Source organism: Pelodictyon clathratiforme, from assembly GCF_982375515.1.
Genome location: NZ_OZ455102.1, coordinates 1686123 through 1711633, shown reverse-complemented (window position 1 = coordinate 1711633; position 25511 = coordinate 1686123). Strand labels below are relative to the sequence as shown.

At 47.9% G+C, this 25511-nt stretch carries 23 protein-coding genes and 2 tRNA genes; 11 read left to right on the top strand and 14 right to left on the bottom strand.

Features of this window, described 5'->3' with window-relative positions:
- Positions 1–3: 3 nt before the first annotated feature.
- The 5 genes from AC56AD_RS08235 to AC56AD_RS08215 form a co-directional block, all read right to left on the bottom strand.
- The gene (locus AC56AD_RS08235) at positions 4–1257 is read right to left on the bottom strand and encodes an efflux RND transporter periplasmic adaptor subunit (RefSeq protein ID WP_012508358.1); all 1254 of its coding nucleotides are present in this window, start codon (positions 1255–1257) and stop codon (positions 4–6) included.
- Complete coding sequence (locus AC56AD_RS08230; protein ID WP_012508357.1) at positions 1254–2666, bottom strand: TolC family protein; 1413 nt, start codon at positions 2664–2666, stop codon at positions 1254–1256. Before AC56AD_RS08230 ends, AC56AD_RS08235 begins: the two co-directional genes overlap by 4 nt.
- A 103-nt stretch (positions 2667–2769) precedes the next feature.
- Positions 2770–3345 carry a hypothetical protein gene (locus tag AC56AD_RS08225; protein ID WP_012508356.1) on the bottom strand — a complete coding sequence of 192 codons (576 nt, stop codon included), beginning with the start codon at positions 3343–3345 and terminating at the stop codon, positions 2770–2772.
- Complete coding sequence (locus AC56AD_RS08220; RefSeq protein ID WP_012508355.1) at positions 3342–4424, bottom strand: D-alanine--D-alanine ligase family protein; 1083 nt, start codon at positions 4422–4424, stop codon at positions 3342–3344. Before AC56AD_RS08220 ends, AC56AD_RS08225 begins: the two co-directional genes overlap by 4 nt.
- Before the next feature lie 38 nt (positions 4425–4462).
- On the bottom strand, positions 4463–4876 hold the full coding sequence (locus tag AC56AD_RS08215; RefSeq protein WP_012508354.1) for a CoA-binding protein: 414 nt from the start codon (positions 4874–4876) through the stop codon (positions 4463–4465).
- A gap of 225 nt (positions 4877–5101) precedes the next feature.
- On the opposite strand from AC56AD_RS08215, the gene AC56AD_RS08210 reads away from it, so the two are divergent.
- The 11 genes from AC56AD_RS08210 to AC56AD_RS08160 all read left to right on the top strand — a co-directional run bounded on the left by AC56AD_RS08210 (position 5102) and on the right by AC56AD_RS08160 (position 15934).
- Positions 5102–5851, top strand: coding sequence for a lipoate--protein ligase family protein (locus AC56AD_RS08210; protein WP_223293884.1), 750 nt, complete (start codon positions 5102–5104; stop codon positions 5849–5851).
- Positions 5852–5863: 12 nt separating this feature from the next.
- The gene (gene panB, locus AC56AD_RS08205; protein WP_012508352.1) at positions 5864–6697 is read left to right on the top strand and encodes a 3-methyl-2-oxobutanoate hydroxymethyltransferase; all 834 of its coding nucleotides are present in this window, start codon (positions 5864–5866) and stop codon (positions 6695–6697) included.
- A 630-nt stretch (positions 6698–7327) separates the two neighbouring features.
- Entirely contained in the window at positions 7328–8131 is an 804-nt protein-coding gene (gene pssA / locus AC56AD_RS08200) for a CDP-diacylglycerol--serine O-phosphatidyltransferase (protein WP_012508351.1), read from the top strand.
- Positions 8132–8159: 28 nt separating this feature from the next.
- The gene (gene purS, locus AC56AD_RS08195) at positions 8160–8414 is read left to right on the top strand and encodes a phosphoribosylformylglycinamidine synthase subunit PurS (RefSeq protein WP_041526486.1); all 255 of its coding nucleotides are present in this window, start codon (positions 8160–8162) and stop codon (positions 8412–8414) included.
- Positions 8415–8427: 13 nt separating this feature from the next.
- Positions 8428–9132: a phosphoribosylformylglycinamidine synthase subunit PurQ gene (gene purQ, locus AC56AD_RS08190; protein ID WP_012508349.1), complete on the top strand. Its 705-nt coding sequence runs from the start codon at positions 8428–8430 to the stop codon at positions 9130–9132.
- A gap of 80 nt (positions 9133–9212) precedes the next feature.
- On the top strand, positions 9213–10403 hold the full coding sequence (locus tag AC56AD_RS08185; protein ID WP_083765352.1) for an MFS transporter: 1191 nt from the start codon (positions 9213–9215) through the stop codon (positions 10401–10403).
- A gap of 65 nt (positions 10404–10468) precedes the next feature.
- Positions 10469–11755 carry a YihY family inner membrane protein gene (locus tag AC56AD_RS08180; RefSeq protein ID WP_012508347.1) on the top strand — a complete coding sequence of 429 codons (1287 nt, stop codon included), beginning with the start codon at positions 10469–10471 and terminating at the stop codon, positions 11753–11755.
- Positions 11752–12957 (top strand): DNA polymerase III subunit gamma/tau, encoded by a 1206-nt coding sequence (gene dnaX, locus AC56AD_RS08175; protein ID WP_012508346.1) that lies wholly within the window; start codon positions 11752–11754, stop codon positions 12955–12957. The genes AC56AD_RS08180 and dnaX overlap by 4 nt, the downstream gene beginning before the upstream one ends.
- A 59-nt stretch (positions 12958–13016) precedes the next feature.
- Positions 13017–13532, top strand: a complete 516-nt coding sequence (locus AC56AD_RS08170; protein WP_012508345.1) for a hypothetical protein — start codon at positions 13017–13019, stop codon at positions 13530–13532.
- 99 nt (positions 13533–13631) lie between these two features.
- A complete protein-coding gene (aspS, locus tag AC56AD_RS08165) occupies positions 13632–15437 on the top strand; it encodes an aspartate--tRNA ligase (protein ID WP_012508344.1) in 1806 nt (601 codons plus the stop codon).
- Between the two features lie 263 nt (positions 15438–15700).
- Entirely contained in the window at positions 15701–15934 is a 234-nt protein-coding gene (locus tag AC56AD_RS08160; protein WP_012508343.1) for a VF530 family protein, read from the top strand.
- A 142-nt stretch (positions 15935–16076) separates the two neighbouring features.
- On the opposite strand, the gene AC56AD_RS08155 is transcribed toward AC56AD_RS08160, so the two are convergent.
- From AC56AD_RS08155 to tmk, 9 genes are all read right to left on the bottom strand, one after another.
- Positions 16077–17486, bottom strand: coding sequence for a B12-binding domain-containing radical SAM protein (locus AC56AD_RS08155; protein WP_012508342.1), 1410 nt, complete (start codon positions 17484–17486; stop codon positions 16077–16079).
- A 99-nt stretch (positions 17487–17585) separates the two neighbouring features.
- Complete coding sequence (locus AC56AD_RS08150; RefSeq protein WP_012508341.1) at positions 17586–18038, bottom strand: hotdog fold thioesterase; 453 nt, start codon at positions 18036–18038, stop codon at positions 17586–17588.
- Between the two features lie 46 nt (positions 18039–18084).
- A tRNA-Gly gene (locus AC56AD_RS08145) sits at positions 18085–18157 on the bottom strand.
- Between the two features lie 7 nt (positions 18158–18164).
- Positions 18165–18241 (bottom strand) — tRNA-Met (locus tag AC56AD_RS08140).
- A gap of 81 nt (positions 18242–18322) precedes the next feature.
- Entirely contained in the window at positions 18323–19054 is a 732-nt protein-coding gene (ispD, locus tag AC56AD_RS08135) for a 2-C-methyl-D-erythritol 4-phosphate cytidylyltransferase (protein WP_012508340.1), read from the bottom strand.
- Positions 19055–19077: 23 nt separating this feature from the next.
- The gene (queA, locus tag AC56AD_RS08130; protein WP_012508339.1) at positions 19078–20118 is read right to left on the bottom strand and encodes a tRNA preQ1(34) S-adenosylmethionine ribosyltransferase-isomerase QueA; all 1041 of its coding nucleotides are present in this window, start codon (positions 20116–20118) and stop codon (positions 19078–19080) included.
- A gap of 103 nt (positions 20119–20221) precedes the next feature.
- Positions 20222–23380 carry an HAD-IA family hydrolase gene (locus AC56AD_RS08125; protein WP_012508338.1) on the bottom strand — a complete coding sequence of 1053 codons (3159 nt, stop codon included), beginning with the start codon at positions 23378–23380 and terminating at the stop codon, positions 20222–20224.
- Positions 23381–23412: 32 nt separating this feature from the next.
- Positions 23413–24675, bottom strand: coding sequence for a hypothetical protein (locus AC56AD_RS08120; RefSeq protein WP_012508337.1), 1263 nt, complete (start codon positions 24673–24675; stop codon positions 23413–23415).
- 133 nt (positions 24676–24808) lie between these two features.
- Positions 24809–25462: a dTMP kinase gene (gene tmk / locus AC56AD_RS08115; RefSeq protein ID WP_012508336.1), complete on the bottom strand. Its 654-nt coding sequence runs from the start codon at positions 25460–25462 to the stop codon at positions 24809–24811.
- Positions 25463–25511: the final 49 nt, after the last annotated feature.

The window sequence follows — 25511 nt, the reverse complement described above, 5'->3', positions numbered from 1 at the left end:
GGGTTATTTTTGCTGCTGTTTAACCTTGCTTCCCTCTTTGAGCTGACTGGTAATGGCGGTATAACTTCCTGAAACAACCTCTTCTCCTTTGCTGAGTCCAGCGGTGACGATAATATGGGTATTGTCGGTCGTCCCTGTTTTCACTCGTCGGAACGATACTCGACCTGATTTAACGACAAAAACACCTTGCCGACTTTCGGGTTCTTTGCTGGTGGTGGTTATCTTGATGTCTGATTTTTGAGCTTTTTTGTTCGCAGTATTACCAGATACATCTCTGATGGTTACACTTTGAATCGGCACGACCAGAGCATTTTTTATCCGCACGGACTCAATATCTGCCGTTGCGCTCATACCGGGTTTTAGCATCCTGTCATGGTTGAAGATGCGGATCTTTACCGAAAAATTGGTGACCTCATCCTGGGTTCCAGCGGCCTGGGAGATTGCTGAATTGGAAATTTCATGCACAACTCCCCTGAAGATGCGATCGCCGTATGCATCAACAGTGATGGAGACTGGATTACCTGTTTTTACATTGACAATGTCGTTTTCATTTACCTCTACCTCTACCTGCATACTGTCGAGGTTTGCCAGTCGCAGTACCTCGGTTCCGGGAAACTGACCAGTACCGACAACGCGTTCCCCCGGCTTGCTGTTCAGGGCTATGATGGTGCCGTTGATTGGAGCCCGTACTACGGTTTTGTTCATCCTGTCCTGATTTTGGTCAAGCAGGCTTTTGTTTTGTGCTATTGTGTAGATTGATGCCTGGTAGGCGGCTTGTGCTGCCTGTGCATTGGTTCTCGATGTGATATAGTCTGATTCGGAGATCAGCTTTTCTTTGTAGAGCAGTGATGCCTTATGGAAATCATCCTCTGCCTTGAGCTTTCTGGCCCGCGTCTCCATACTTTGTGATTTTGCGGAATTAAGCTGGGCGAGACTCTGTTCGACCTGGTTTACATAGAGGTCTGGCTGAATTTTAAAGAGAAGCTCTCCTTTCTCTACACTCTGTCCATCCCTGATGGGCAACTCGATAATCTCCCCTGAAACGTCAGGCGACATGGCGACTACAAGCGCGGGTTCAATTTTTCCGGTAGCCGTGACGATATGGACAACCTCTTTGATGGAGACCTTTTCGGTGGTAACCTCAACTGGTTTTTCGCGAAGCTTGAAAAAGGAAAAGAGCAATCCTCCTGCGAGCAGAACTGCTGCGAGGGAGATCCATATTGTTTTTCGATTCAGCAAGGATTTTTGTTTACTCATCTGAGTGGTATACTGGATTCGGTTAGCTGTGGTATGGTTATGTTGCCTGTTGTGAAATCAAGAATGCTTTTTTGTAAAGCGAGATTGAAGGTGGCCTGGGAAAGATTGGATCGGGCATTGAAAAGGGTAGCTCGTGCCGAGCTGAGCTCTACAAATCCCGCAGCGCCAAGTTCATATTTTCTTTTTATACCTTCATATGCCGACTGTGCTGCCGTAAAACTGAGGTTGGCCGTTTCAATCTGCATGAATGCGGAGGTATACTCGCCTGCGCTCTGCTGAAGGTCGATAACGATGTCTCTTTTCAAATCATCATAATCAAGTCGCTGGTTCAACTGGTTGATTTTGGCTGATTCAACATTGTAGCGGGTCTGAAATCCGTCAAAGATCGCCCAATTGAGGTTCAGGGATACCGAGTATCCGACCGTATGGCGCAACTGTTCAGAAAGCGGGGGATAGGCGTATTCGTTATGCAGGTACTCGCTTCCCGCTGTACTGACGTTGAAACCAAGGTCAACTCTTGGATACCATGGCGCTCGTGATACCCTTGTCTGCCATTTGGCTGCATCGGTTTCAAGGAGTTTGCTTTTAAGATCAGTTCTTCTTTCAAGAGCTGTGGCGGCAAGGCTGTCAATATCAAGTTTTGACGAAAGAGTGACTTTCAACTCTTCCGGAGAGGCTATCAGGAGTATCCTTGTTTGTGGCTCTATCTGAAGGCGTCGAAGCAGTTCAGACATACTGCGTTGCATACGGGTCTCTGCTTTTATGACCTGGAGAGCGCTTTCAGAAGCATCGGCCTGTTGCTGGTAACGATCGGTCATTGATTTAAGGCCGATTTGAAATTGCCGGTCAGTCAGGGTCAGTTGATCCTGGGCGAGCAGAAGGTTTTCGCGTGCAATAGCAAGAAGTTCCTGGTTCAGTCGTACCTGGAAATAGGTTTGGGTAACATCGTACACAACACTTTCGAGTACTCGCTGAAGGGTATATTCTGCGGCGCGCTCCTGTTTGAGCGATGCTTGCAGGGATGCGTAGTCACTGAATCCGTTAAACAGATTCAGTGAGGTGGAAAGAGTCAAATCCGCCGATTTCATGGTGGTTTTCTGTACTTCAGCTACAGGGTAGCCTGTGGTATAGGTTCGGCTGAGTGTATAAGGTGCATAGCCAGCCGATACCGAAAGTCGGGGAAGAAAACTGCCGTAACGTCTTAAAACGTCTGAACCCCGCAGTTTCAGGTTTGCGTCTGCCTTTTTGGCTGAAGTGGCATTGCTCAGTGCAATTTCTATACAGTTGGCAAGCGAGAGTGTTTTCTCTACTCTTTCACTGCCGATGACGGTTGATGAGGAAGCAAGAAACAGTGCAGCACTGCAGAAAAATGAGAAAATTCCTGATACTACGTGTCGATTCATAACCATTCAGTGTGCCTGCCATTATCCCGTTCAGTTTAACATACTCCAGTGTACAATATATATCTTGGCCAAATAGTTTCATTTATGGATTCTGTTTTTCTTTGTGCATTTATAGTTGGTCGAGGAGCGCTTCTATCTCCTGCTGGTAGATTTCAGCATTCTGTGGTTTTAATTGTATGAGAATGGTATAGATTTTTATTGCTTTTTTGTACGCACCTTGTGCTGTAAAGAGATGGGCAAGGCTTTCAGTGGGTACGGCAATGGTTGTGTCGTCAGAAAAAGGCTGCTTTTGTTCAAAAATTGACGTGGGATCAGCATTTTCAGAAGTTTTTACCGGTTCAAAGTTCATGAGAGCTGCCGTCAGCTTTTCAAGCTCATCGGTGACAGGGTCGAACAGGGGGGATCGTGCGCTGGCTGTATCGCCCTCGCCTGAAGCCTGAAGTTCAACAAGCTCTTGCCATGCGATCTGGTTTGCCGGGGCGATGGTGCAGCATTTTCGAAAATATTCGCTGGCCAGAGTGTTGTACCTGAGCCCTTTGAGCGCTTTTGCATAGAGCAGGTGAAATAGGTACGAGTCGGCGAACTGATCGGAAAAGGGTTCAAGTTTTTCGATGCCTGCCTGGAATTCTCCTCTCGATATGTCAAGGGAGACTTCTGCAAAAAAAAGATAGGGTTCATTGATCATGGTCGCAGGGTTTCCAGTGCAAGCTGCAGCAATCGCTCTGCAAGTTCAGGAAAAGAGTGTCCGCTTGCAGCCATGAGTCGAGGAAACATGCTGATATCGGTGAAGCCGGGAATGGTATTGACTTCATTGAGGACGATGGTTCCCCTCTTTTCGTCAACAAAAAAGTCTATTCTCGACATACCCCTGCATCCCAGCGCCTTGTATGCCTTGAGTGCAATGCTCCTGACCTCGCTCTGCATTTCGTCGGGAATGCGTGCCGGAATAAACAGTTTTGCACTGTTGTGAATGTATTTATCATGATAGTCATAGAAATCGCTGCCGGGTTCGATTTCGCCGCAAACGGAGACTTCCGGTTCATCATTGCCAAGTACAGCAACCTCAATTTCACGCCCTGTGATTGCTTTTTCAACCACTATTTTTGAGTCGAGTGAACAGGCGCTTTTTAGGGCTGCAGGGAGTTGTTCCCGGTGATGCACCTTTGAGATTCCAATTGAGGAGCCGAGGTTTGCCGGTTTGACAAAAAATGGATAGATAAACTTCTCTTCGATCCGGGAGTGAACTTTTTCCGTATCGGCATGGTACTCGGCACTGAGAAGCGTTATGGATGGAGCAACAGCAATGCCTGCATCTGCAACACAGAGTTTGGTGAGCGCTTTATCCATAGTGAGCGCTGATGCCAGTACACCGCAGCCTGTATAGGGAATGTTGCAGGTATCCAGAAAGCCCTGGATGCGGCCATCTTCTCCATAGGTGCCATGAAGCGTCAGAAATGCCACTTCAATGCCGATAGCCCTGAAATCGAGGTTGAAGGGTTTCTGCTCCGCCTCTTCAACCATCCTGTCAAGCGCCATCGCTGCTGCTTCAGGTGATGAGTTTCTCAAAAGAGCGGAGAGGTCAAGGTTCAGAATGTCGCGGGCAATGCCCTCACAGAGCCAGGTTCCCTGATGTGTAATGTAGAGCGGAATAACCTTGTAACGTTCGGCGCTGATATTGGCTGCTATTGATTTTGCAGAGATGATTGATATTTCGTGTTCGGTTGACCTGCCTCCAAAAATGAGAGCAACTGTAATACGTGGCATGAGTAGGGTAATGACTGTTTGGTAAGGTGATGAAGATTTTATTGAATAAGGTAGCGTTGATCGACAGCGATACATCGGTTTTCGATGACGATAAGTCCTGCATTGCGAGCCTTGTTTGCTGCGCTTTCGTTGGTGATGCCAAGCTGCATCCAGATAACTTTTGCACCGATGGCAATGGCTTCATCAACAATGGGGGGGACATCTGTCGATTTGCGGAAGATGTTGACGATTTCTATTTTTTTGCTTATTTCAGGCGGTATTGCTGAAAGAGAGGGATAACAGCGGAGACCAATAACCTCTTCAATACCGGGATTGACAGGATAGATGGTGTATCCCTGGGCTTTCATGGCGCGCGCAATGCCATTGCTTGGTCGATCAGCTTTTGCGGACAATCCGACGACGGCTATGTGTCGGAATGAGGCAAGAATGTTCTCAACTACTTTTGTTTCCATGAACAGGATCGAGTCGGTGGTTGGCGATGGCATATTTCCCCGCAAAATACCCGTCTCACAGGACACAAACAATGTAAGGGGTAAAAATAATTATTATCTTGGTGCGAATTTGTGGTCGATAGTGCGCAGCGTTTTGTGGAGCACCCTGGAGGGGTTGCAATGGGGAACACTTTTTTTCAAAAGGTTTATTGTCTGGATTCTGGTTTTCATACTGGCGAGGAGAATATGGCCATTGATCGGGAATTGATGGCCTCATTTCTCGATGGTCGGTTTCAGCGGCGCTTCGGTCGCGAAAGTTGTCTCTGGCGCTTTTATGGCTGGAACCCCTGCGCGATTACCATAGGGTACAATCAGGATATTTCGGGTATTGATACCCTCAAATGCCACACTGAAGGTATTGATGTTGTCAGAAGGCCTACCGGTGGCAGAGCGGTGTTTCATGCAGAGGAGTTTACCTACAGTTTTTTTGCAGACTCCGAAGAGCAGAACTCCGGGCTTTATCGGATGGTTCATGCAGTTATCCAGCTTGCTCTTGAAGAGCTTGGGATTCTTGCTGGCTTCTGCCGTTCGACTCTTTCCCGCACACAGGGTGTTGTGGCGCCTGAGGGGGTCAGTTGTTTTACGGCTTCAGCACGGTATGAACTGCAGGTAGGGGGACGGAAACTGGTTGGTTCAGCCCAGCGGCGAAATCGTCACGTCCTTTTGCAGCATGGTTCACTTCCCCTGTCGGCGCGGCATAAGGAGCTTTGCCGCTTTATTGCTCATGCAGACGGGGGTGTTTTTGAGGAGATCAGGGATGCAATGGAGCGAAAAACGACCTCTCTTGAAGAGATTCTTGGCTACGTTCCCGAGTATGGTTCTCTGGTAGAGCTGATGTGCTCTGCTGCCGGGAAGCTGCACGGTGTCGAAGCGGTGAAGCTTCATCCCTGCGATTTATCGGATATATTGGAACATCAGGAAGACTTAATCCATTAAGCAGCAGACACTATGAACAAAAGTGCCCAACAAAAATCGGCTCATGTTACCACCCGAAGGCTGCTCGATATGAAGCATAACGGGGAGAAGATCTCCATGCTTACGGCTTATGATTACACCATGGCGAGAATTCTTGATCGTGCTGGTCTTGATGTTCTTCTGGTCGGCGATTCCGCAAGCAATGTTTTTGCCGGCCATAGTACAACGTTGCCGATTACGATTGAAGAGATGGTCTATCACGCGAAGGCTGTTGTCAGGGGAGTGCACGACGAAAGCGGTCGGGCAATGGTGGTCGTTGATATGCCGTTCATGAGCTATCAGATTTCAGGTGATGAGGCTTTGCGCAATGCGGGAAAGATCATGAAGGAGCATGGGTGTGATGCTCTCAAGCTGGAGGGAGGCAAGATCATTGCCGATACCGTCAAGCGGATTACCGACGTCGGGATTCCCGTCATGGGCCATCTCGGTCTGATGCCGCAATCTATATACAAGTATGGGAGTTACAAGGTCAGGGCCAAGGAAGGGGTGGAAGCAGAGCAGCTCCTTGAGGATGCAAAAATTATCGAAGAGGCGGGAGCGTTTGCCATTGTACTCGAAAAAATTCCATCTGTGCTTGCAGCCGAAGTGACCCGCTCACTGACTATTCCTACCATAGGCATCGGCGCCGGGGTTGCATGTGATGGCCAGGTGCTTGTCATCAACGATATTCTTGGTCTCAACCGCGAGTTCCATCCCCGTTTTGTCCGCCAATACGCCGATTTGAATACGGTTATTGAACACGCCGCCAAGCAATACGTCGAAGACGTCCGCCAGTCAAATTTCCCCTCCCCCGACGAAAGTTATTAAACCCCGTAGGGGCGGGGTCATCCCGCCCCAATCCCATTCCGTTCATCCCGCCCCAATCCCATTCCGTTGATCCCGCCCCAATCCCATTCCGTTGATCCCGCCCCAATTCCATTCCGTCCATCCCGCCCCAATTAACGGAATTTTCATTTTCCCAAATTTATTCCTTGTGATTGATCGCCATAATGTAGAATGGCGGGGTTATCCCCCCCAACTGTCGTCAAACGGGTTGGTATTTTGAATCCGGAATACAACAATTCTGGCAATATATCATTATGGATAACACGTTATTTGCAATGGGAGCGAAATGCAATGCATCTTTCACCTATCATGCAGAGGTGTGCAGTGGCCCACTCAATGCAGAATTGCTAAAAGAGTATAAATTTCATTACCTTAAAATTCTGTGTAGACAGGGGGCTGAAAAAAAGCGGGTTTGCCGGTTTGGTTTATCGGGACTCTGTAATCAGGATTCTGTTTTTGCCGTTTATTGCTCTTGTAACTTGTTATAAAGCGCAATAGTAAAGCTTTTGCTCGCTCTCTGTTATCGTTATAACTTTTTGAAAGTCAAGTTCCCTTAAGGTTCTTTTCTGCCTGTTGCGGATACTCTTTTACTCTTACGATGGATATTCATATATGGATGATGCTGGTAAAAAAAGGTATCAGAAACGCTATCCTCCTTTTCTGAAAAACAGTTCACGAGATCGCTCGCCACTCTTTCCCATTGTGTCGCGATCGTTTGTTCCCTCAGTGTTTACGGTTATGAACATGCTTTCCGGCTATATTGCCATTGTCATGTCGGGAGAGGGGAGTTTTGTTGCGGCATGCTGGTTTATCATTCTGGCGGCTTTTTTTGATACCCTCGATGGTTTTGTGGCCAGGATTACCAACGGTACCTCTGATTTTGGTGTGGAACTCGACTCTCTTTCTGATCTGGTCTCTTTTGGCGCTGCTCCGGCATATTTGGTCTATAAATTCGGACTTGAAGGACTGCCGGGTATTACCGGTATCTGTGTCAGCTCTTTGCTGATGATTGGCAGCGGACTGAGGCTTGCCCGCTTTAATATCACGATGATTGGCTATAACAAAGACTCTTTTTCTGGTCTTCCGACACCCGCCCAGGCGCTGACGATTGCCGGGTTTGTGCTCTGGATGAGTGGCGACCCGATTTTTCCTCCCTCATTGATGCAGTCCTTTCTGGTTGGGCTTTCTGCAGCGCTTGCGCTCCTCATGGTCAGTAAGGTCAATTATGACGCCCTTCCCAAGCCTACTGCAGAATCATTCCGTCAGAAGCCAGTTCAAATGGCGCTCTACATTGTGGCCTTGTTCTGCGTTCTTCTCTTTCATTCAAAAGCTTTTTTTCTTGCCATGTTGTTGTATATTCTGCTCGGTATTGCACGCTCACTCACGCTGTTGTGGCGTCGCCAGTGGCAGACCTGATTTTTTCCATTCAACCATACGCATGATAATGCCCTATACTGCAAAAATAAAGGTTACCCTGCGCCAGTCCATTCTTGATGTTCAGGGTAAAGCTGTCGAGCATGCACTGAAAAATCTTGGTTACCACACCGTGGAATCAGCAAGAATCGGCAAATATATCGAAGTAACCATCAATGAAGAGAGCTTGATGGAGGCTGAACGTATCTGTAACGAAATCAGTCAGAAATTGTTATCGAATCCGGTTATGGAAAATTATTCCTTCGAACTGGAGCAAGTCAATTAAATAGTACTCAATTATGGCTGATGTAACTGTAGGAGTCGTTGTTTTTCCGGGTTCAAACTGTGATCATGATACGGAGTATGCTGTTGGTTCGTTCGACGGCATCAAGCCCGTCATGCTGTGGCATAATGATCATGATCTTCAGGGAGCAAAGGCAATTATTCTGCCTGGCGGCTTTTCCTATGGCGACTACCTTCGGGCTGGCTCAATTGCCCGCTTTTCTCCTATCATGCAGGAGGTGATCGATTTTGCCCGCAAAGGTTTTCCTGTGCTTGGCATCTGCAATGGATTTCAGGTGCTGCTTGAAAGCGGACTGCTTGAAGGCGCTCTTTCGCGGAATCGTGACAAAAAGTTTCTCTGTTGCCAGACCACGCTCAAAGCGGTGAACTGTTCGACCATTTTTACACAGAGATACCAGCCTGATCAACTGCTCAGCATTCCGATTGCACATGGTGAAGGCAACTATTTTGCTCCACCAGAAGTGATCGAAAGCCTTGAGGAGCATGAGCAGATTGTTTTCAGGTATGCCGACGCAGAGGGCAGGGTGACTGATGAGGCGAATCCGAATGGTTCCCTTCGCAATATTGCCGGTATTGTCAATCGCCAGGGCAATGTGCTTGGCCTGATGCCCCATCCCGAAAGGGCCAGCGAAAAGATGCTCGGATCGCTTGACGGAAGAGCGCTCTTTGAATCGCTCTTTCAGCATATTGCTGGAGTTTAGGGGAGGTGTTGCGAGAGAGGCAGAAATATAAAGTGTTTTCCTGGCTGCTCTTTGACTTTGCCAACACTTCCTTCAGCGTGATGATGGTCACCTTTGTCTTTCCGCTGTACTTCAAAAATGTTATCTGCAAAGGGGAACCTTCAGGAGATGCCCTGTGGGGTTTCAGCGTCAGTCTCTCGATGCTGCTGGTTGCCCTGATCTCTCCGGTTCTCGGGGCTGCAGCCGATTATTCCGGAAAACGGAAGCGTTTTCTTCTTTTTTTTACCCTTACCTCGATTGTTGCCACAGCTCTGCTCTCCTTTTCGGGCCCTGGAATGGCTTTGGTAGCTGTTCTGCTCTTCGTTCTTGCCAATATGGGTTTTGAGGGTGGGCTTGTTTTTTATGATTCCTATCTCAAGCAGCTTGCTTCTGCCAAGAGCATCGGAAGGGTTTCAGGGTACGGCTTTGCCATGGGATATCTTGGCGCCCTCTCCATTCTGCTGCTGGTTCAGCCGCTGCTCAGCAAGGGTATTGTTTTGTCCAATATGCCGAATGTACAGTTGAGCTTTTTGGTCGTTGCGATTTTTTTTGCTCTTTTTGCCGCTCCGCTTTTTCTGGTGCTGCGGGATGAAAAAAAAGGGGATAGGCCTGCAATTTCTTTTACTGCTATCCGTTGTTCTCTCAGGGAGGTGAAGTACACCGTTCAGCATATTATGAGCTATCCCGACCTTGCCCGTTTTCTCCTGGCCTACTTTTTCTACAATGATGCTATTTTGACCGTTATCGCCTTTTCGTCGATTTATGCCCAGAACACTCTTGGCTTTACGACTGGAGAGCTGATTCGGTTTTTTATGTTGGTGCAAACGACGGCCATTGCCGGTTCTCTTATTTTTGGTTTTGTGACTGATAAAATCGGGCCGAAACGTACCATTGTCATTACCCTCCTGATTTGGTTTGTTGTGGTTGTTGCGGCTATCTTTGCAGACAGCAAGGAGCTCTTTTTTTATACAGGAATGCTTGCTGGTATGTCAATGGGGTCATCCCAGGCGGCCTCCCGATCCATGATGACCAGGCTGACACCCCAGGAACATGTGACCGAGTTTTTCGGTTTTTATGATGGTACTTTTGGTAAGGCTTCGGCCATAGCGGGGCCTCTTGTTTTTGGATTGGTATCAGCTCAGGCTGGGAGCCAGAAAGCTGCACTTGCCTCTCTGCTGCTTTTTTTTATTCTTGGTTTGCTGCTGATGACGAGGGTCAGATCGGTTGGGAGCGGATCAACCCGTGTAACGTGACGTAATTGGCCTGGCAAAGCATTACCTTGCAGGATTGGGAGGCTTGCCAACAAAAAGAGGGGGAGATGGGAGAGAAGGAAAGAAGAGGGCAAAACCCCAAAACAGAGAGCAACGCTGTCGAATTGGTCTCCTGTATGCGTGTATTTATTCCTTTTTTCTGGAAAAATTTTATTCATGACAGAATTTTTCTTGGCGCTGGTTCGCTTGCATTTCAGACGCTTTTGTCTATTGTGCCAATCCTTGCCGTTATCCTTTCCATTCTGAATGTTTTTGTTGTCTTTACCCCCTTCAAGCGCTCTCTTGAAGATTTTCTTGTCCAGAATTTTATGCCTGGAGCCGGCAATGTGCTCAATCACTATCTGACTGATTTTATTGGCAAGACCGCCAGCGTGCCGATTCTTGGAGGGGTGTTCCTTTTTATCATTGCACTCTTTCTCATCTCAACGGTTGATCATACGCTCAATGAAATATGGGAAGTTCATGCGCCTCGCAAGGCCTTGCAGGGTTTTACCCTCTACTGGACAGTTCTGACGCTTGGGCCGGTACTTATTGGAAGCAGTCTTGCTGCCAGCTCCTATGTCTGGTATATGGTTTTTACCGATGGTCCTCTGCTTGAGCTGAAAACCCGCCTGCTCTCTTTTTTCCCCTTTATTAATTCCGTTGCGGCCTTTTTTCTGCTCTATATGCTGGTACCAAACCGTCGGGTCAGGTTTGTTCATGCCTTTTCCGGTGCGCTGCTTGCTGCGCTTCTTTTTGAACTCTCAAAGAGATGGTTTACTTTCTACATCACGCATATTGCAACGTTTGAACATATTTACGGAGCATTGTCGGTTATTCCGATGCTTTTTTTCTGGGTCTATCTTGGCTGGATTGTGGTGCTGACCGGTGCGGAATTTGTTTTTTGTCTTGGCGCGCTCAAACCAGTTGAGAGGATCGCCGATGTATTCAGCCCCTTGCGTGGAGTGCCCGAGATACTGTCGGTGCTTGCTCATATCTGGAATGGCCAGAAGAGTGGCAATGCCATGAATATGAAAAAAATGTTGAAGGTTATTGAGGGTCTCACTCCCTCCGGTTTAAGAAAGGTTATTGATATCCTGCTGCAGAACGGTCTGCTCCATGTAACTGTAAATGGTGATCTTGCAATCAGTCGCGATCTTTATACCATGACGCTCTACGATCTTTATGCAATAATACCCAGCGGATTCTGGGGTGATGAAAACGGTTTGCTGATTTCAGGAGGTAATAGCGTACATTTAAAAACAATCAGCAAGGGTGTTACGGAGTGTCTGAAAAACAGCATGGATTTGCCCCTTGCCCCTTTGTTAGAGGACATTAATCAACAGCCAGAATGAGTTATCAGGTTATAGCCCGGAAGTATCGTCCGGTAAAATTTGCAGACATTACCGCACAGGAGCATGTTACCCGCACCATACAGAATTCGCTTCGCATGGGCAGGGTTGGTCACGGCTATATTTTTTCGGGGTTACGCGGTGTTGGCAAAACAACAGCGGCAAGGGTTTTTGCCAAAGCGTTGAATTGCCAGAAGATGATGGAAGATGCTGAGTATCTGCAGCAGGTTACCGAGCCTTGCGGAGAGTGTGAAAGCTGCAGGGACTTTGATGCAGGTACCAGTCTCAATATTGCGGAGTTTGATGCCGCATCCAATAACAGTGTCGATGATATCCGTACGTTGCGGGAAAATGTCCGCTACGGGCCACAGAAAGGAACCTATCGGGTCTATATCATTGATGAGGTGCACATGCTCTCCATTGCGGCCTTCAATGCATTTCTGAAAACACTTGAGGAGCCCCCTCCTCACGCTATTTTTATTTTTGCCACTACGGAACTGCACAAAATTCCGGCAACCATTGCTTCCCGCTGTCAGCGGTTCAACTTCAAACGAATTCCGCTGGAGGAGATCCAGAAGCAACTGCAGTTTATTTGTGACGCCGAGCAGATAACGGTTGATGGCGATGCCTTGCAGCTTATCGGGCGTAAGGCGCAGGGTTCCATGCGCGATGCGCAGAGTATTCTTGATCAGGTTATCGCATTTTCAGCCGAGAATGATCATACAGGAAGTATCACCTATTCCGGTGTTGCTGAATTGCTGAACTACATCGATGATGAGCATCTCTTTGAGGTCACTGATGCCGTTGCAGAGCGCAATGCGGTCAAGATGCTTGACGTTGCACAGTTTGTCATCAGGAACGGTTATGACGAACAGGATTTTCTTGAAAAGCTGATTGAGCATTTGCGGAATTTTTTGGTGGTACAGAATCTCAGTTCCACCCGTCTGGTTGAACGCCCCGATGCAATCCGTGAACGTTACCAGCGCGATGCAGGAAATTTCTCTCCTTTTGCGGTTATGCAGATGGTCGATTTTCTTCTGCTGACCCAGAAAGAGCTGAAGTTTCAGTTCGAATACCAGTTCCGTTTTGAGCTTGCGCTGCTCAAGCTGATTGATATTGTGCACCCAGCTCCTGCGGCAGCTTTGCCAGCGGAACCACAGCCTCAACTGCAGGCTCAAAAAAAAAAGCACCTGACAAGCCCCTGAAAAGGCAGCCAGCTCCTGCTGTGTCACTTTCCGTGCCACCAACCTCATCTGCACCTCCGGTGAAGCCCTCAGAAAGTGGAGAGATTGATCTTGGTTCATGGCAAAAAAAGCTCTCAAATTTTGCTTCTAATCCCGAAACGAAGCGGCATCTTGTTTCCGCCTCCTCCGAAATCGTGCGTAACGATGCTGCCGGGGCTCTTGACTCCGTTGCTGATCTTGCAACACTCAGGGTGGAATGGCACCAGTTTCTTGAACATGTAGCCAAAAAAAACCGGAACTTCATGGCAATGCACCTGCAATCCTGCGAGCTTGTTGCATGCAGTGCTGGCGGAGTGCTCGATATCGCCTGTTGCCGAAAATTTTCCTATGAGGAGCTTCAGCAGGAAAGGTCGGTTTTGCAGCAGGAAATTTCAGAATTTTATGCCTTGCCACTCCAGCTTCGTATTCTCTATGATGCCGAAAAAGATGCCTGTACCAGGGAAAAGACGGTGTTTACCCTTTTTCAGGAACTTTCACAGAGCAATGAGGTCATCCGCTTTCTTGTTACCGAGTTTGGAGGAGAGCTTGTCTATTGAGACGACCCCTGCCCCCGGTTTTATAAATGAGAAAAAATTCTTCATATTCATGCTTTTAAGTTTTTACAATTTCACAATACAAAGGACTATAGGAATATTATGAGTAAAGCTGCAGGGAGCACGCAGACTCTGAAAAACCGGTTCCGCTCAGATTATTGCGGATTACTCTGTCCGGAGCGTGAGCATGGCTCCGTCAGGCTTGCCGGCTGGGTTCACAGAAAACGTGATCATGGGGGCCTTATATTTATTGATCTGAGGGATCATACCGGCATCAGCCAGCTTGTTATTCAGCCTGAGCAGCAGGAGCTCTTCGCAAAAGCTGAGCAATTGCATGTGGAATCGGTTATCTGTATTGAGGGTGTTGTGGTTCTTCGCGCTCCGGGAGCCATCAATTCCCGTCTCGCATCCGGCGAGATTGAGGTGGTTGTCAGTCAGATTACGGTCGAAAGTAATGCACATCCATTACCCTTTCCGGTAGCCGACGAGGTGGTGACTTCGGAAGAGCTGCGGCTGAAATACCGTTTCATTGATCTGCGCCGTGAAAAAATTCATGAAAATATCATTTTTCGCAGCCGATTGACTGCTGCTATACGCCGCTATCTTGAAGAACAGGATTTTATCGAAATCCAGACACCGATTCTTACTTCCAGCTCGCCAGAGGGTGCACGCGACTTTCTTGTGCCAAGCCGCCTTCATCCGGGTAAATTCTATGCACTGCCCCAGGCGCCCCAGCAGTTCAAGCAATTGCTCATGGTATCAGGTTTTCCCCGCTACTTCCAGATAGCCCCCTGTTTCCGTGATGAAGATGCCCGTGCTGACCGCAGCCCCGGTGAGTTTTATCAGCTCGATATGGAGATGGCCTTCATTGAGCAGAACGATCTCTTTACGATCCTTGAAGGGATGATTGAGCATCTTACCCGCACCATGTCGCACAAGCGGATCACGCAATTTCCCTTTCCGAGAATCAGTTATAAAGAGGTGATGAACCGCTTCGGTACCGACAAACCCGATTTGCGGATTCCTCTCGAAATCAGCGATGTTACGCCACTCTTTGTTGGTTCAGCCTTCAAAGTCTTTGCAAATAGTACGGTAGAAGGCTCCTGCGTCAAGGCACTTGTTGTCAAGGGTCGCGGCAATGAATCGAGGCTCTTTTACGACAAGGCAGAGAAACGCGCCAAAGAGCTTGGTTCAGGCGGTCTTGCCTATATCCAGTTCAGGGAAGAGGGACCAAAAGGGCCTGTGGTCAAGTTTCTTTCCGAAGCGGATCTTGCTACGCTCAAAGAGCACCTTGGCCTTGAGACCGGTGATGTGGTCTTTTTCGGGGCAGGGAAGTGGGAATCGACCTGCAAGATCATGGGCGGTATGAGAACCTACTTCGGCGATCTCTTTACGCTCGACAAGGATGAACTCTCCTTCTGCTGGATCGTTGATTTTCCCATGTACGAGTACAACGAGGAGGCCAAAAAGATCGACTTTTCACACAACCCCTTCTCCATGCCGCAGGGAGAGATGGAGGCGCTTGAAACCATGCCGCCTCTCGATATTCTTGCCTACCAGTACGATATCGTCTGCAATGGCATTGAGCTGTCAAGCGGCGCCATCCGCAACCACAAGCCGGAGATCATGTACAAGGCTTTTGGTATTGCCGGATACAGCCGCGAAGAGGTTGACGCACGCTTTGGTCACATGATCGAAGCCTTCAAGCTTGGCGCACCACCGCACGGAGGAATTGCTCCCGGTCTCGATCGCCTCGTCATGATCCTCTGCGACGAGCAGAACATCCGTGAGGTCATCGCCTTCCCAATGAACCAGCAGGCGCAGGATCTCATGATGGGCTCACCATCAGAGGTGACGCCCGTTCAGCTCAAGGAGCTGCATCTGAAGGTGGAGTTACCGAAAAAATGATTGACCGTTGACGATGGATAATTGACAACGAAAATGTGGTGATGGCAGGTTGGAGGGGAGTCTCTGTATTGGGACGATCCCTCCAGCCTTTTCGTTTTGTGTCTGTGGTTATCTTTACGAATCGAAGGATGTCCTTTCCGCCAAAGGCCATTATAACGACAAATAACCCGTTATAACAGATCAAGTAAACCACTGCATTGACTGCTTGTAAGATTTACAGTAAAATAATCTAATGTATAAGGATACGTGGAGAGTATCAAAATATGAATGATCACCCAAATAATCCACTGCATGGATTAACTCTTGAAAAAATACTCTGTGATCTGGTAAATCATTATGGCTGGGAAGAACTCTATAAAATGATAGAAATTCGTTGTTTTTATAATGATCCAAGTATTAAATCGAGTTTGAAATTCTTGCGAAAAACAAACTGGGCAAGGGAAAAAATTGAAGAAATATATATTGACTTGATTGCTCAAGAAAAGAAAGAACTGTAAGGGTAAGCGTTGCGATTGAAGCAAATATCAAGCATCGATACCATTGCCTTTCTGAAACTCATCAACTTGGGCAAGAACGAGATTTCCGAAGGGAAATTTCAGAATGCTGAGGTTTTTTTTTAAGCCCAGCACCCAATACCCCTCAGTAATAATATTCCGGCGTCAGCTTGCTGGTGAAGCGGTTCATAGCGTAGTTGGCGAGCCAGACCCAGTTGAGCGGTTTGCCTGCCATGCGCTGCATGATGGCGCCTCCCTTGTAGACCTCTTTCTGGAGCTTGACAAAGTTTGAGAGCATTTTTTCGCCAGTCATGTTGGTTGGCTCGAACATGTAGTGGTAGGTGTCGTACTTGTCCCAGTCGAAATGGCGGATGCGGGGCTTCATTTCATCGAAATAGGGTGTTCCGGGGAAGGGGGTGACCAGTGAAAATACCGGAAACTCGATCTTGTTTTTCATGATGAAGTCGTAGGTGAGCTGGAAGCTCTCTTCGGTGTCGTTGTCGAAACCGAACATGAAGTATCCCTGGATGGCAATTTTGTTTTTATGGAGATTGCTTACAACCTGTTCATAGTTGCTGAGACGGTTGGAGCCCTTGTGGAGGGTTTTCAGGGTTTCCGGATTGAGCGATTCAAACCCGATGCTGAGCAGATCGCAGCCGGAGCGGCCAGCAAGTTCGGCAACTTCGGGTTTGTCGAGAAAGTTCATGGAGATATTGGCGTTCCAGTGTACGCCAAGCTTGGCCATCTCTTCAAGCAGGGTCATGAAATACTTGGGACGGAAACTGATGTTGTCGTCCATGAAGGAAAAATTGACATTTTTCTTCCCAACCCGCTCCTGATGGTAACGCATCTCATCGAGTACCAGGTCAAGCTCGCGGTAGCGGTAGTTCTTGCCGTAAATGGTTGGTGTTGTGCAGAAGTTGCACCCGACAGGGCAACCCTTTGTTGCAAGCAGGGGAATGCGTGAGCTGTATTTTTTCGAGCTTTTTGATGAAAGGGCATAGCTGAAATCGGGGCGGTGCATGTCGCTCATCGACTTTAGCTCCTTTGCCCGGTATACCTGCTGCATTTTGCCTTTCAGCACATCAGTGGCAAGTTCTGTCCAGATGGACTCAATTTCACCGTAGACCACGCTGGTGCAGTGCAGGGAGGCCTCTTCGTTCAGCATGGTGGGATGGACTCCGCCGAGGATAACGGTTTTGCCCTGTTTTAATGCCCTGTCGCCGATCCGGTAGGCTTGTGATGCGTTGAGTGTTCGCGAGGTGATGGCTATGACATCAAATCCGGAAAAATCTTCAGGAATCTTGTCTCCAAGCCGCTCATCGATAAAGGTGACGTCAAAGAGCGTTCCGACGATGGTGGCAACCATAATCAGGTTTAACGGCATACTGACCGTACCGGAATCGACCATCATGCTGGTGTTGCTTACCGGCTGGATGAGAAGCCATTTCTTGCGTGATTTTTGCTGTGCAGCAAGCTGGTGGAGAAGTTCCTCGGAACTATTTGAGGCGGTGTCGAGCGGCGAGACGAGAGTTTCTGATTGTATGATTTGCATACCCTGAAATCTGCAATAAATGTGAAAAACTTCTACGACTGTGAAAAATTTCTACGCTGAATGAAATAAATGTATTAAAAAAATAGCAAGAGTCACTATTTATTGAGGGAGCGGAGCTTTTTTCAGGACAGCAACGGTAAAGCGGCTGACGCAGGTAAGTTTACCCTCCTCATTTTTTACTCTGATATCCCATACCTGTGAGCTTTTTCCAAGATGCAGGGGAGTTGCCGTAGCGTAGACAAAACCGCTCCTGACCGGACGGATATGGTTTGCATTGATCTCTTGACCGACAATGTAAAAAGAGTTACGGTCAACGCAGTAAGAGGCGGCAATGCTTCCGACGGTTTCAGCCAGAGCCAGTGAGGCTCCCCCGTGAAGAATTCCGATACGCTGTATGGTACGATGATCGACGGGCATTTTTGCCGTCATGAAGTCAGGTCCGATTTCGGTCATTTCAATACCGAGGTGGCGGGCCATCTGGCCATCAATGATTTGTGTGGTATTGATCTCTTCAACAGTTACCGGACCAAAAAAAACAGAGGATTGAGTCATAATTGGTACACTGGAAAAAGAGATTAAATATTGCCCACTGACTTTGAGCGGGTGACGAGATTCGAACTCGCGACATTTTGCTTGGGAAGCAAACACTCTACCAACTGAGTTACACCCGCTTTACAGTGGTGGTGAGAGAGGGAGTTGAACCCTCGACCTCAGGGTTATGAATCCTGTGCTCTAACCAACTGAGCTACCTCACCATTTTACCGGCTGAAAATATACTATAGGCTTCAGGAATAAACAAGCCGAGATGATGTTTTATTTGTTCTTTTTTTGCGGTGTTAACTCCGTGTTGAAATCTGGCTGAATATCGCCTCGGCAACGGGAATATCTTCCGGTGTCGTAATTTTGATATTGTGATAGCCGGTTTCAAAAATTTTTACGGGTTGTTCAGGAAAAAAACGCTCGACCAGCGCAGCGTCATCGGTTGCATACCACCCTTCCAGTTCTGCCTGCTCATGCGCCTGGATCAAGAGGTTGCTTTGAAAACCCTGGGGAGTTTGTACCTGGAGAAGTTTGCTGCGGTCAAGGGTTTCACCAAAAAACTCCGGATTCTCCCCGACATACTTGATCGTGTCTTTTGGCCTGTTTGCCGGAACACAGGCGCCATACTGCATGGAGAGGCGCGCAATTTCATCAATCTCTTCAGAACGAATAAAGGGGCGTGCACCATCATGAACCAGAATGATCTCTGCAGAAGCACCTGTCAGGCGTTTTTCTTCCTCAATGGCACGGATGCAGTTGTAAACGGAATCCTGTCGCTCTTTTCCGCCCTCGATAATGGCTTTCAGCTTACTGAAACCCGAGGCAGCAGCAAGTTCTTCGAGTATGCTCCTGTTCTCCAGCCTGGTGGCAATATAGATGGCTTTAACCGAAGAGGCCATCTGAAAAGCCTTCAGGGTATGGTAGATAACCGGAAACCCTCCGACTTCAAGTAACTGTTTGCTCTCACCCTCCCTGAGCTGCATCCGTTTTCCGATACCGCTTGCGGCTATAATGGCTGTTGCTTGCATAAAAGGTCAAGTACTTTCACTGGTTAATGAATGAACATGGCATCTCCATAGGCCAGAAACTGGTAGTCCTCCTTGAGCGCGGTTTTATAGGCTTCCATCAGGAGGCGGTGTTCTGCAAAAGCGCTTACCGTCATCAGCAGTGTGGTTTCAGGTTGCTGGAAATTGGTCAAAAGCGCATCGGTTACCTTGAACTGGTAAGGGGGATAGATGAACTTGTCGGTCCAACCCCTTCCAAACTTGATCTTCCCGTCAACCGTAGCATTGGCTTCAAGCACTCGGCATGTTGTTGTTCCAACAGCAATAACCCGTCCTGTTTTGTTGACCTTGGTTTCATTGATCTCCATGGCCGTTTGATAGGGGATATTAAAGTATTCAGAATCCATCTTGTGCTTGGAGACATCCTCAACCTCAATAGCATTAAAGGTGCTCAAACTCGGATGGAGGGTGATCGGCAGGATTTTTACCCCTATTTTCTGGATTTTTTGCAGGATAGGCATGGTGAAATGCAGTCCGGCCATTGGAGCTACAACAGCGCCGGTCTCGGAGGCGTAGACGGTCTGATAGTTTTCCTTGTCTGATTCACGGGGTGGACGGGTGAAGTAGGGGGGCAGGGGAATATTGCCGATGCGTTCGACGAGACTGAAAACATCGATGTCTGGATTGAGGAACCTGATGGTTCTTCCCCGTGAAGTGGTGTTGTCAACAACTTCAGCAACCACATCCTCCTCAAAGTAGATCTTGTTGCCAACTCTTACTTTGCGTGCAGGATCAACCAGAACATCCCACAATCCAGCCTCTTTATTGAGCACTCTGAGCAGGAAGACTTCAATTTTTGCATCAGTCTTCTCTTTCTGACCAAAGATTTTTGCGGGGAAGACCCTGCTGTTATTCAACACAAGCAGATCCCCTTTTTTAAAATAGGAGACGATATCTTCGAAGACTTTATGCTCGATGTCTTTTTTTCGCCGGTTCAGTACCATCATTTTGCACTTCCCTCTCGGCGAAGCAGGTTCATCGGCTATTTTTGTTTTGGGCAGGGTATATCGAAAGTTGGACAGGCGCATAGGATCTTCAATAGGTCAAAAACAGTGTGAGACTTCAAATTTGAATATAAAGCAGAAAGCTGGCCTTGATACCAGCTTTCTGCTTTTTTTATTCTTTTTTTGCTCAAGCGGAGTGGTATGCAACTCCTTTCCTGAGGGTGATATGCTGTCCGGCAATACATGCGAGGGCTTCATCTCCCTCGGCTTCGACCAGCGTGACAACGATATCATTCGGTGCAATGGTCATGATATAGCGATTTTTCCTGAAACAGACGCTTAGTGAAAGCTTTTTCCACTGCTCAGGCAGGTTTGGATGCACATTGAGTTTTTCGTTATAGAATGAAATACCGGCAAAATAACGAATAACAGTGTCGAGCGTTCCAGCCATGACGCCACAGTGAATGCCCTCTTGGGTTGTGCCGCCCTGGGTATCCTGAATATCGCTCTTGAGGGCTTCGGAGAACCATTTCCATGCCATTTCATGACCATCTTCCAGATAGCTTGAGATGATGCTGTGAACCACCTTGCTCAAGGTTGAACCATGACTTGTCCGTGGTTCATAATAGGCATAATTGTTTCTGACAAAGGTCAGGGCATCGGGTACCGTATACCCGATTTTTTCGAGCAACTCGGCTACCTCACCGGGTGAGAGCGTATAAAAGGTCATCAAAACATCAGGTTGTTTGGCAACCTTGTACAGATCGGGCGAATCACCCTCGGCTTTCAGTATCCTGTCCATACGGTGGATGTTGCCGTACCGTGAGCGGTAGTGACGCCAGTCAAGCTCTTTAAGGCTCTTGTATCCTTCAAACTGCTCCAGTACACCATCCTGATCAATCAGGATATTCATGTGGCTGCTGATTTCCCGCCATTTCTTCAGCTCATCAAGGTCAAGATCAATCTTCGACATCAATCCTTCAAGCACAAGAGGATCAATTTTATCACCGATTTCAGCGGCTTTGTCGAAGAGCCAGATCGCCATGATGTTGGTGTAGGCATTGTCTTTCAGTCCCTCTTTGCCACTATCGGGCAGCGCTTCATGAAATTCATCAGGCCCCATTACCCCTTCAATATGGTACTTGCCGCTCTCGGTCGAATATGAGGCAATCGAAGCCCAGAAACGAGCAATTTCAAACATCAGTTCAGCGCCATACTCATTGAGGAACTGCGTGTCGTCGGTGTCATAGATGTAGCGCCAGACATTGTAGAAGACCGCAATAGAAACATGTCGCTGCAGACGGCTGAGGTCAGGACCCCAGCTACCGCTCTTCGGGTTAAAATGGATGATCTGCGTATCTTCGCGGCCATCATCGGCAGTCTGCCATGGGAACATTGCTCCCTTGTAGCCATTTTCACTCGCATACTCCCTTGCTGCATCAAGCCGATTGTATCGGTAGAGCAGAAGAGCCTTTGAGATCTCGGGGAAGTGGCGGTTGAAAAAGGGCAGAATAAAGATCTCATCCCAGAAAATATGTCCACGGTAGGCCTCACCGTTCAGTCCACGGGCCGGCATACCGGCATCAATGGAGGGATTGTGCGGCGAAGCGGTGCACATCATGTGATAGGTGTGCAGGCGGAGCAATTTCTGGCTGTAGCGGTCGCCCTCAATAACCAGATCAGCCTTTTTCCATATTTTCTCCCAGGCATCATTATGCGCCTTGAAGAGCGAATCGAAAGAATCTTCGCTTTGCAGGGAAAGGCGGGTGGCTTTCAGTGGATCGACACTTTTTGCATCAAGAGAGGTATGAATGGCGGCCAGTTTTTCAATGGTGCAGCCTTTGTTCGGATTGAGCGAGAGTTTGAAGAGCTCTCCGATGTAGCGATTGTTGTTCAATGTTACCCTTTCGACAACCGCAGGCTTGCCATGGCATAAAATTCTCGTTTTTGTGCCGGTCACAATATCGTAATGCGATACATTGGTGCGTACATGAAGCAGCATGAGCTGATCTTCCGAGAGACTTTCCACCTGCTCCAGATGATCGTTTGTCAGCTCATTGTATCGCGCAACATTCTTGTTCTTAATCCTTCCGTCAATTGCTGAGCGGAACTCTATTTCCGCACTGTAATTGACCGGTTTCAGGGTGAACTTGAGCGCGCAGCGGTGCGGATCGTCCATGCTCGCAAATCGGCGACTGCTGATGCTTGTTATTCTTCCAAGGTTGTCCTGAATGACGAGATCCCGTTCCATGAGGCCGTTGCGCAGACTCATGTTCTGGCGATAGCTGAGTATCTTTTGCCCCAATGGTTCAATGAACTCTCCACCCCCTATCCTGAATTCGATGGGAAGCCAATTTGGGGTATTGACAAAATCATTGTTGAAAACGGTTTGACCATGAACCTCCGAGGGTACCCTGTTGAAAATTCCGGCAATGTAGGTGCCGGGATAGTGATGGTTGGTACAGGAAGAGCTTTCATAGGCTCCTCTTACGCCAAGGTAGCCATTGCCGCACGAGGTCAGTGTCTCACGAAGTTTTTCATCTTTGGCAGAATAATCGGTATAGGTCAGGTTCCACCCGTCAAACTCAAGTCCCTTCTTGAACCAGCGCTCAATCTCTTCATAGGTGATTTCGCCAAGGTCACTGACAACAATATCAGCGCCCTGCTCCTTCAGTTTCGATCCTTCGATGTCACGGGCAATACCGAGCACCAGACCGAAATTGCCTCGGGAGCCAGCCTGAACGCCGGAAATGGCATCCTCAACAACCACACATTCGTGTGGTTCCAGACCGAGGTTTTTGGCCGCCATGATAAAAATATCAGGATTGGGCTTTCCCTTCAGGCCGAGCTGAATGGAGACCTCTCCATCCACACGGGTCTCAAAAAGATGTTCAAGTTTGGCAAGCTTCAGGATGAGCTGGCAGTTGCAGCTTGATGAAGCGATACCAATTTTAATCCCCTTTGAGATGAGGACGTGGATCAGGTCAATTGATGAGGTATAGACCTCAGGCCCTTCCTTGATGAGAATTTCGGTGAAAAGGCTGTTTTTGCGGTTGCCAAGACCGCAGACGGTATCTTTTTCCGGGATATCGTCCAGTTCGCCATAAGGGAGCTCAATGTCACGTGAAGCGAGAAAGCTTTTGACTCCCTCCATTCTTGGTTTGCCGTCTACATACTTGTGATAGTCGTGGGCCGGGTCGAAAGGGAAGTACGTTTCGTCGTTTAATTCCGCATAATTTTTGAGGAAGTAATTAAACATCGATTCCCATGCAAGGCTGTGTACTTTTGCCGTGCCAGTGATCACCCCATCAAGATCGAAAATTGCGCCTTTGAAGATGTTGCTCATACCATTAAAAAATTATCATGTTGTGTATCGTATTACAGGGAAAGCAGTCCAAGGATGGTGAGGAGGATGTCGGGGTAAGGTACCGTATAGCTGTTCGGGCAGATCTCCCGGATCTGCTGTTTCAGCTTCTCATCCCTCGTTACAAAAATTGCACAAACATCATCAAACATTTCAACAGCTTTTTTCAGCATGGGAATGTCGGAAGGGGTATCGCCACAAACAAGGGTTGACCCTTTTGTTTCGCCCATTCCCAGTTTGCTGCAGATAAAGGAAAGTCCGTCACCTTTGTCAAAATCCTTGATGGGCGATTCGCTGGAATCAACATCAATTGTCAAAATGATTTCGATGTCAAGGCCAGTATCTTCAATCCTGAAGTTACGACCGCTCGGGTCAATTTCACGGACAATCCCTTTTACCTTCTCAAGAAAAGCGGCAGACTCGTCATCCTTGATCGAGTGGCTGATATCCTGGCGGGCAACGGTGGTCTGGCCAAACTTGATCTGCAGGGCAGAACCGATGAAGTTAAATTTCTCGAAATCCTGTTCCTGAAGGAGCACGAGCATTCGATCGTTCAATAAATTGATCAATCGCTGCTTTCGTTCTTCAATGGGGAAACTGTTGAATTCACCATCGAGATCAATGAACTCCCTGCCTTTCGAACCGGCGTAAATAAACGTGTTACTTGGATTGATTGAAACATTCAGGATGCCAAAATCTTTCAGGGGAGCAGAGGTGATGATGATGGGGTAGTTACAGCGGTTTTTGGCAAATCGGGTGAGGAACACCGAGTTATAGATGGGCTGTACCGATGAGCGATACCGTCCGCAGTAGTTGTTGGTTGTTCCGTCACGGTCAGTGATAAAGGCGTCAAAGTGCTTTCCCTTGAGCATGGCAACTCCCTTGTTGACATAGTCCCGGAAATCGGGAATAAATTTTGCAAGGTAGTCGATGAACTTGTCCTCACCATATTCCAGATAGTAGATATCTTTCTGGAGCTCCCGTATCTCATAGGTCAGATCCACATGAATCTGTTTCAGTCCGTCAAGCCGCAGGAGCCGATACCCGGTATCGTCATCAATATAGATGGTTTCAAGCGAGTAAAGTGCATTTTTCAGCGACTCTACACATGCCTGCCCCACAACCCTCTGCTTGATAATGTTATTGACTACCGGAGCCCGAAGTTCACGGGTTTCTGCCTTGAGTTGGTAGAGTTCTTTCAGGGTTCGGATATCCTGTAACGAGATCGAGGTGGCAAAGGTGTTCAGTTGACGCTCTTTAAGAATACTCTCGTGCATGTGTGACCGATAAGGGAGTGATGGTGGTGTAAAATGTACCGCAATCTAATCAAATTCTTTCAGAATCCGGTAGAAAACTTTCACAATAAACCGGTTCTTTTTACCTCTCTGGATGTAACGGGGTATTTTTGATTCATACAGGGTTCAGAAAGGAGGGAAAGCGCTCCCCGAGAAGAGCAAGGATCTTGCCGTGAATGACCGCTACTGGGTCAAGAGCGTTTAATTGGACAAAACGCCGGTTTTCGAGTTGTTTAATGTCGAGGTAGCCACGCCGTACATTGCGGTAAAATTCAAGACCCGAACGCTCCATACGGTCAAGCTCCTCGCCCTCAAAAGCCAGAGGGATAGAGGTTTTTGAATATTTTCTCTTCAGAGCCTCTTCAGGCTCCAGATCAAGATAGAAGGTGATATCAGGAGTAATGCCGCAGGTCGAAATTGCGATGATGGAGCGGAGCAACTCCATGTCGATACCACGGCCATATCCCTGATAGGCGGTCGTAGAGTCAAAAAAACGGTCAAGAATAATTGTTTTTCCACTGGCAAGGGCTGGCCGGATAACCTCCTGAACCAGTTCCGCCCTCGATGCTGAAAAAAGAAGCAGCTCACCCACCGGGGTAATTCCATGAGAGCTTTCAAGCAGGATCTGACGAATTTTTTCGGCTACGGTGGTGCCGCCAGGTTCTCTCAAAACAACAGCCTCAATTCCCTGGAGGCCAAGGGCATGGACAAGCTCTTTTATCTGGGTTGATTTGCCTGCGCCATCGATTCCTTCAAAGGTTATCAGCATAAAGTGTTGCAAAGAAGTTGCATTCGTTTCAAAAATGTACCGGAAGACG

What these genes read in the sequence shown, in the direction of transcription:
- AC56AD_RS08235 (WP_012508358.1), bottom strand. Translation starts at nt 1,257, where the DNA reads ATGAGTAAACAAAAATCCTTGCTGAATCGAAAAACAATATGGATCTCC.
- AC56AD_RS08230 (WP_012508357.1), bottom strand. Translation starts at nt 2,666, where the DNA reads ATGGTTATGAATCGACACGTAGTATCAGGAATTTTCTCATTTTTCTGC.
- AC56AD_RS08225 (WP_012508356.1), bottom strand. Translation starts at nt 3,345, where the DNA reads ATGATCAATGAACCCTATCTTTTTTTTGCAGAAGTCTCCCTTGACATA.
- AC56AD_RS08220 (WP_012508355.1), bottom strand. Translation starts at nt 4,424, where the DNA reads ATGCCACGTATTACAGTTGCTCTCATTTTTGGAGGCAGGTCAACCGAA.
- AC56AD_RS08215 (WP_012508354.1), bottom strand. Translation starts at nt 4,876, where the DNA reads ATGGAAACAAAAGTAGTTGAGAACATTCTTGCCTCATTCCGACACATA.
- AC56AD_RS08210 (WP_223293884.1), top strand. Translation starts at nt 5,102, where the DNA reads ATGGCCATTGATCGGGAATTGATGGCCTCATTTCTCGATGGTCGGTTT.
- panB (WP_012508352.1), top strand. Translation starts at nt 5,864, where the DNA reads ATGAACAAAAGTGCCCAACAAAAATCGGCTCATGTTACCACCCGAAGG.
- pssA (WP_012508351.1), top strand. Translation starts at nt 7,328, where the DNA reads ATGGATGATGCTGGTAAAAAAAGGTATCAGAAACGCTATCCTCCTTTT.
- purS (WP_041526486.1), top strand. Translation starts at nt 8,160, where the DNA reads ATGCCCTATACTGCAAAAATAAAGGTTACCCTGCGCCAGTCCATTCTT.
- purQ (WP_012508349.1), top strand. Translation starts at nt 8,428, where the DNA reads ATGGCTGATGTAACTGTAGGAGTCGTTGTTTTTCCGGGTTCAAACTGT.
- AC56AD_RS08185 (WP_083765352.1), top strand. Translation starts at nt 9,213, where the DNA reads ATGATGGTCACCTTTGTCTTTCCGCTGTACTTCAAAAATGTTATCTGC.
- AC56AD_RS08180 (WP_012508347.1), top strand. Translation starts at nt 10,469, where the DNA reads ATGGGAGAGAAGGAAAGAAGAGGGCAAAACCCCAAAACAGAGAGCAAC.
- dnaX (WP_012508346.1), top strand. Translation starts at nt 11,752, where the DNA reads ATGAGTTATCAGGTTATAGCCCGGAAGTATCGTCCGGTAAAATTTGCA.
- aspS (WP_012508344.1), top strand. Translation starts at nt 13,632, where the DNA reads ATGAGTAAAGCTGCAGGGAGCACGCAGACTCTGAAAAACCGGTTCCGC.
- AC56AD_RS08160 (WP_012508343.1), top strand. Translation starts at nt 15,701, where the DNA reads ATGAATGATCACCCAAATAATCCACTGCATGGATTAACTCTTGAAAAA.
- AC56AD_RS08155 (WP_012508342.1), bottom strand. Translation starts at nt 17,486, where the DNA reads ATGCAAATCATACAATCAGAAACTCTCGTCTCGCCGCTCGACACCGCC.
- AC56AD_RS08150 (WP_012508341.1), bottom strand. Translation starts at nt 18,038, where the DNA reads ATGACTCAATCCTCTGTTTTTTTTGGTCCGGTAACTGTTGAAGAGATC.
- ispD (WP_012508340.1), bottom strand. Translation starts at nt 19,054, where the DNA reads ATGCAAGCAACAGCCATTATAGCCGCAAGCGGTATCGGAAAACGGATG.
- queA (WP_012508339.1), bottom strand. Translation starts at nt 20,118, where the DNA reads ATGCGCCTGTCCAACTTTCGATATACCCTGCCCAAAACAAAAATAGCC.
- AC56AD_RS08125 (WP_012508338.1), bottom strand. Translation starts at nt 23,380, where the DNA reads ATGAGCAACATCTTCAAAGGCGCAATTTTCGATCTTGATGGGGTGATC.
- AC56AD_RS08120 (WP_012508337.1), bottom strand. Translation starts at nt 24,675, where the DNA reads ATGCACGAGAGTATTCTTAAAGAGCGTCAACTGAACACCTTTGCCACC.
- tmk (WP_012508336.1), bottom strand. Translation starts at nt 25,462, where the DNA reads ATGCTGATAACCTTTGAAGGAATCGATGGCGCAGGCAAATCAACCCAG.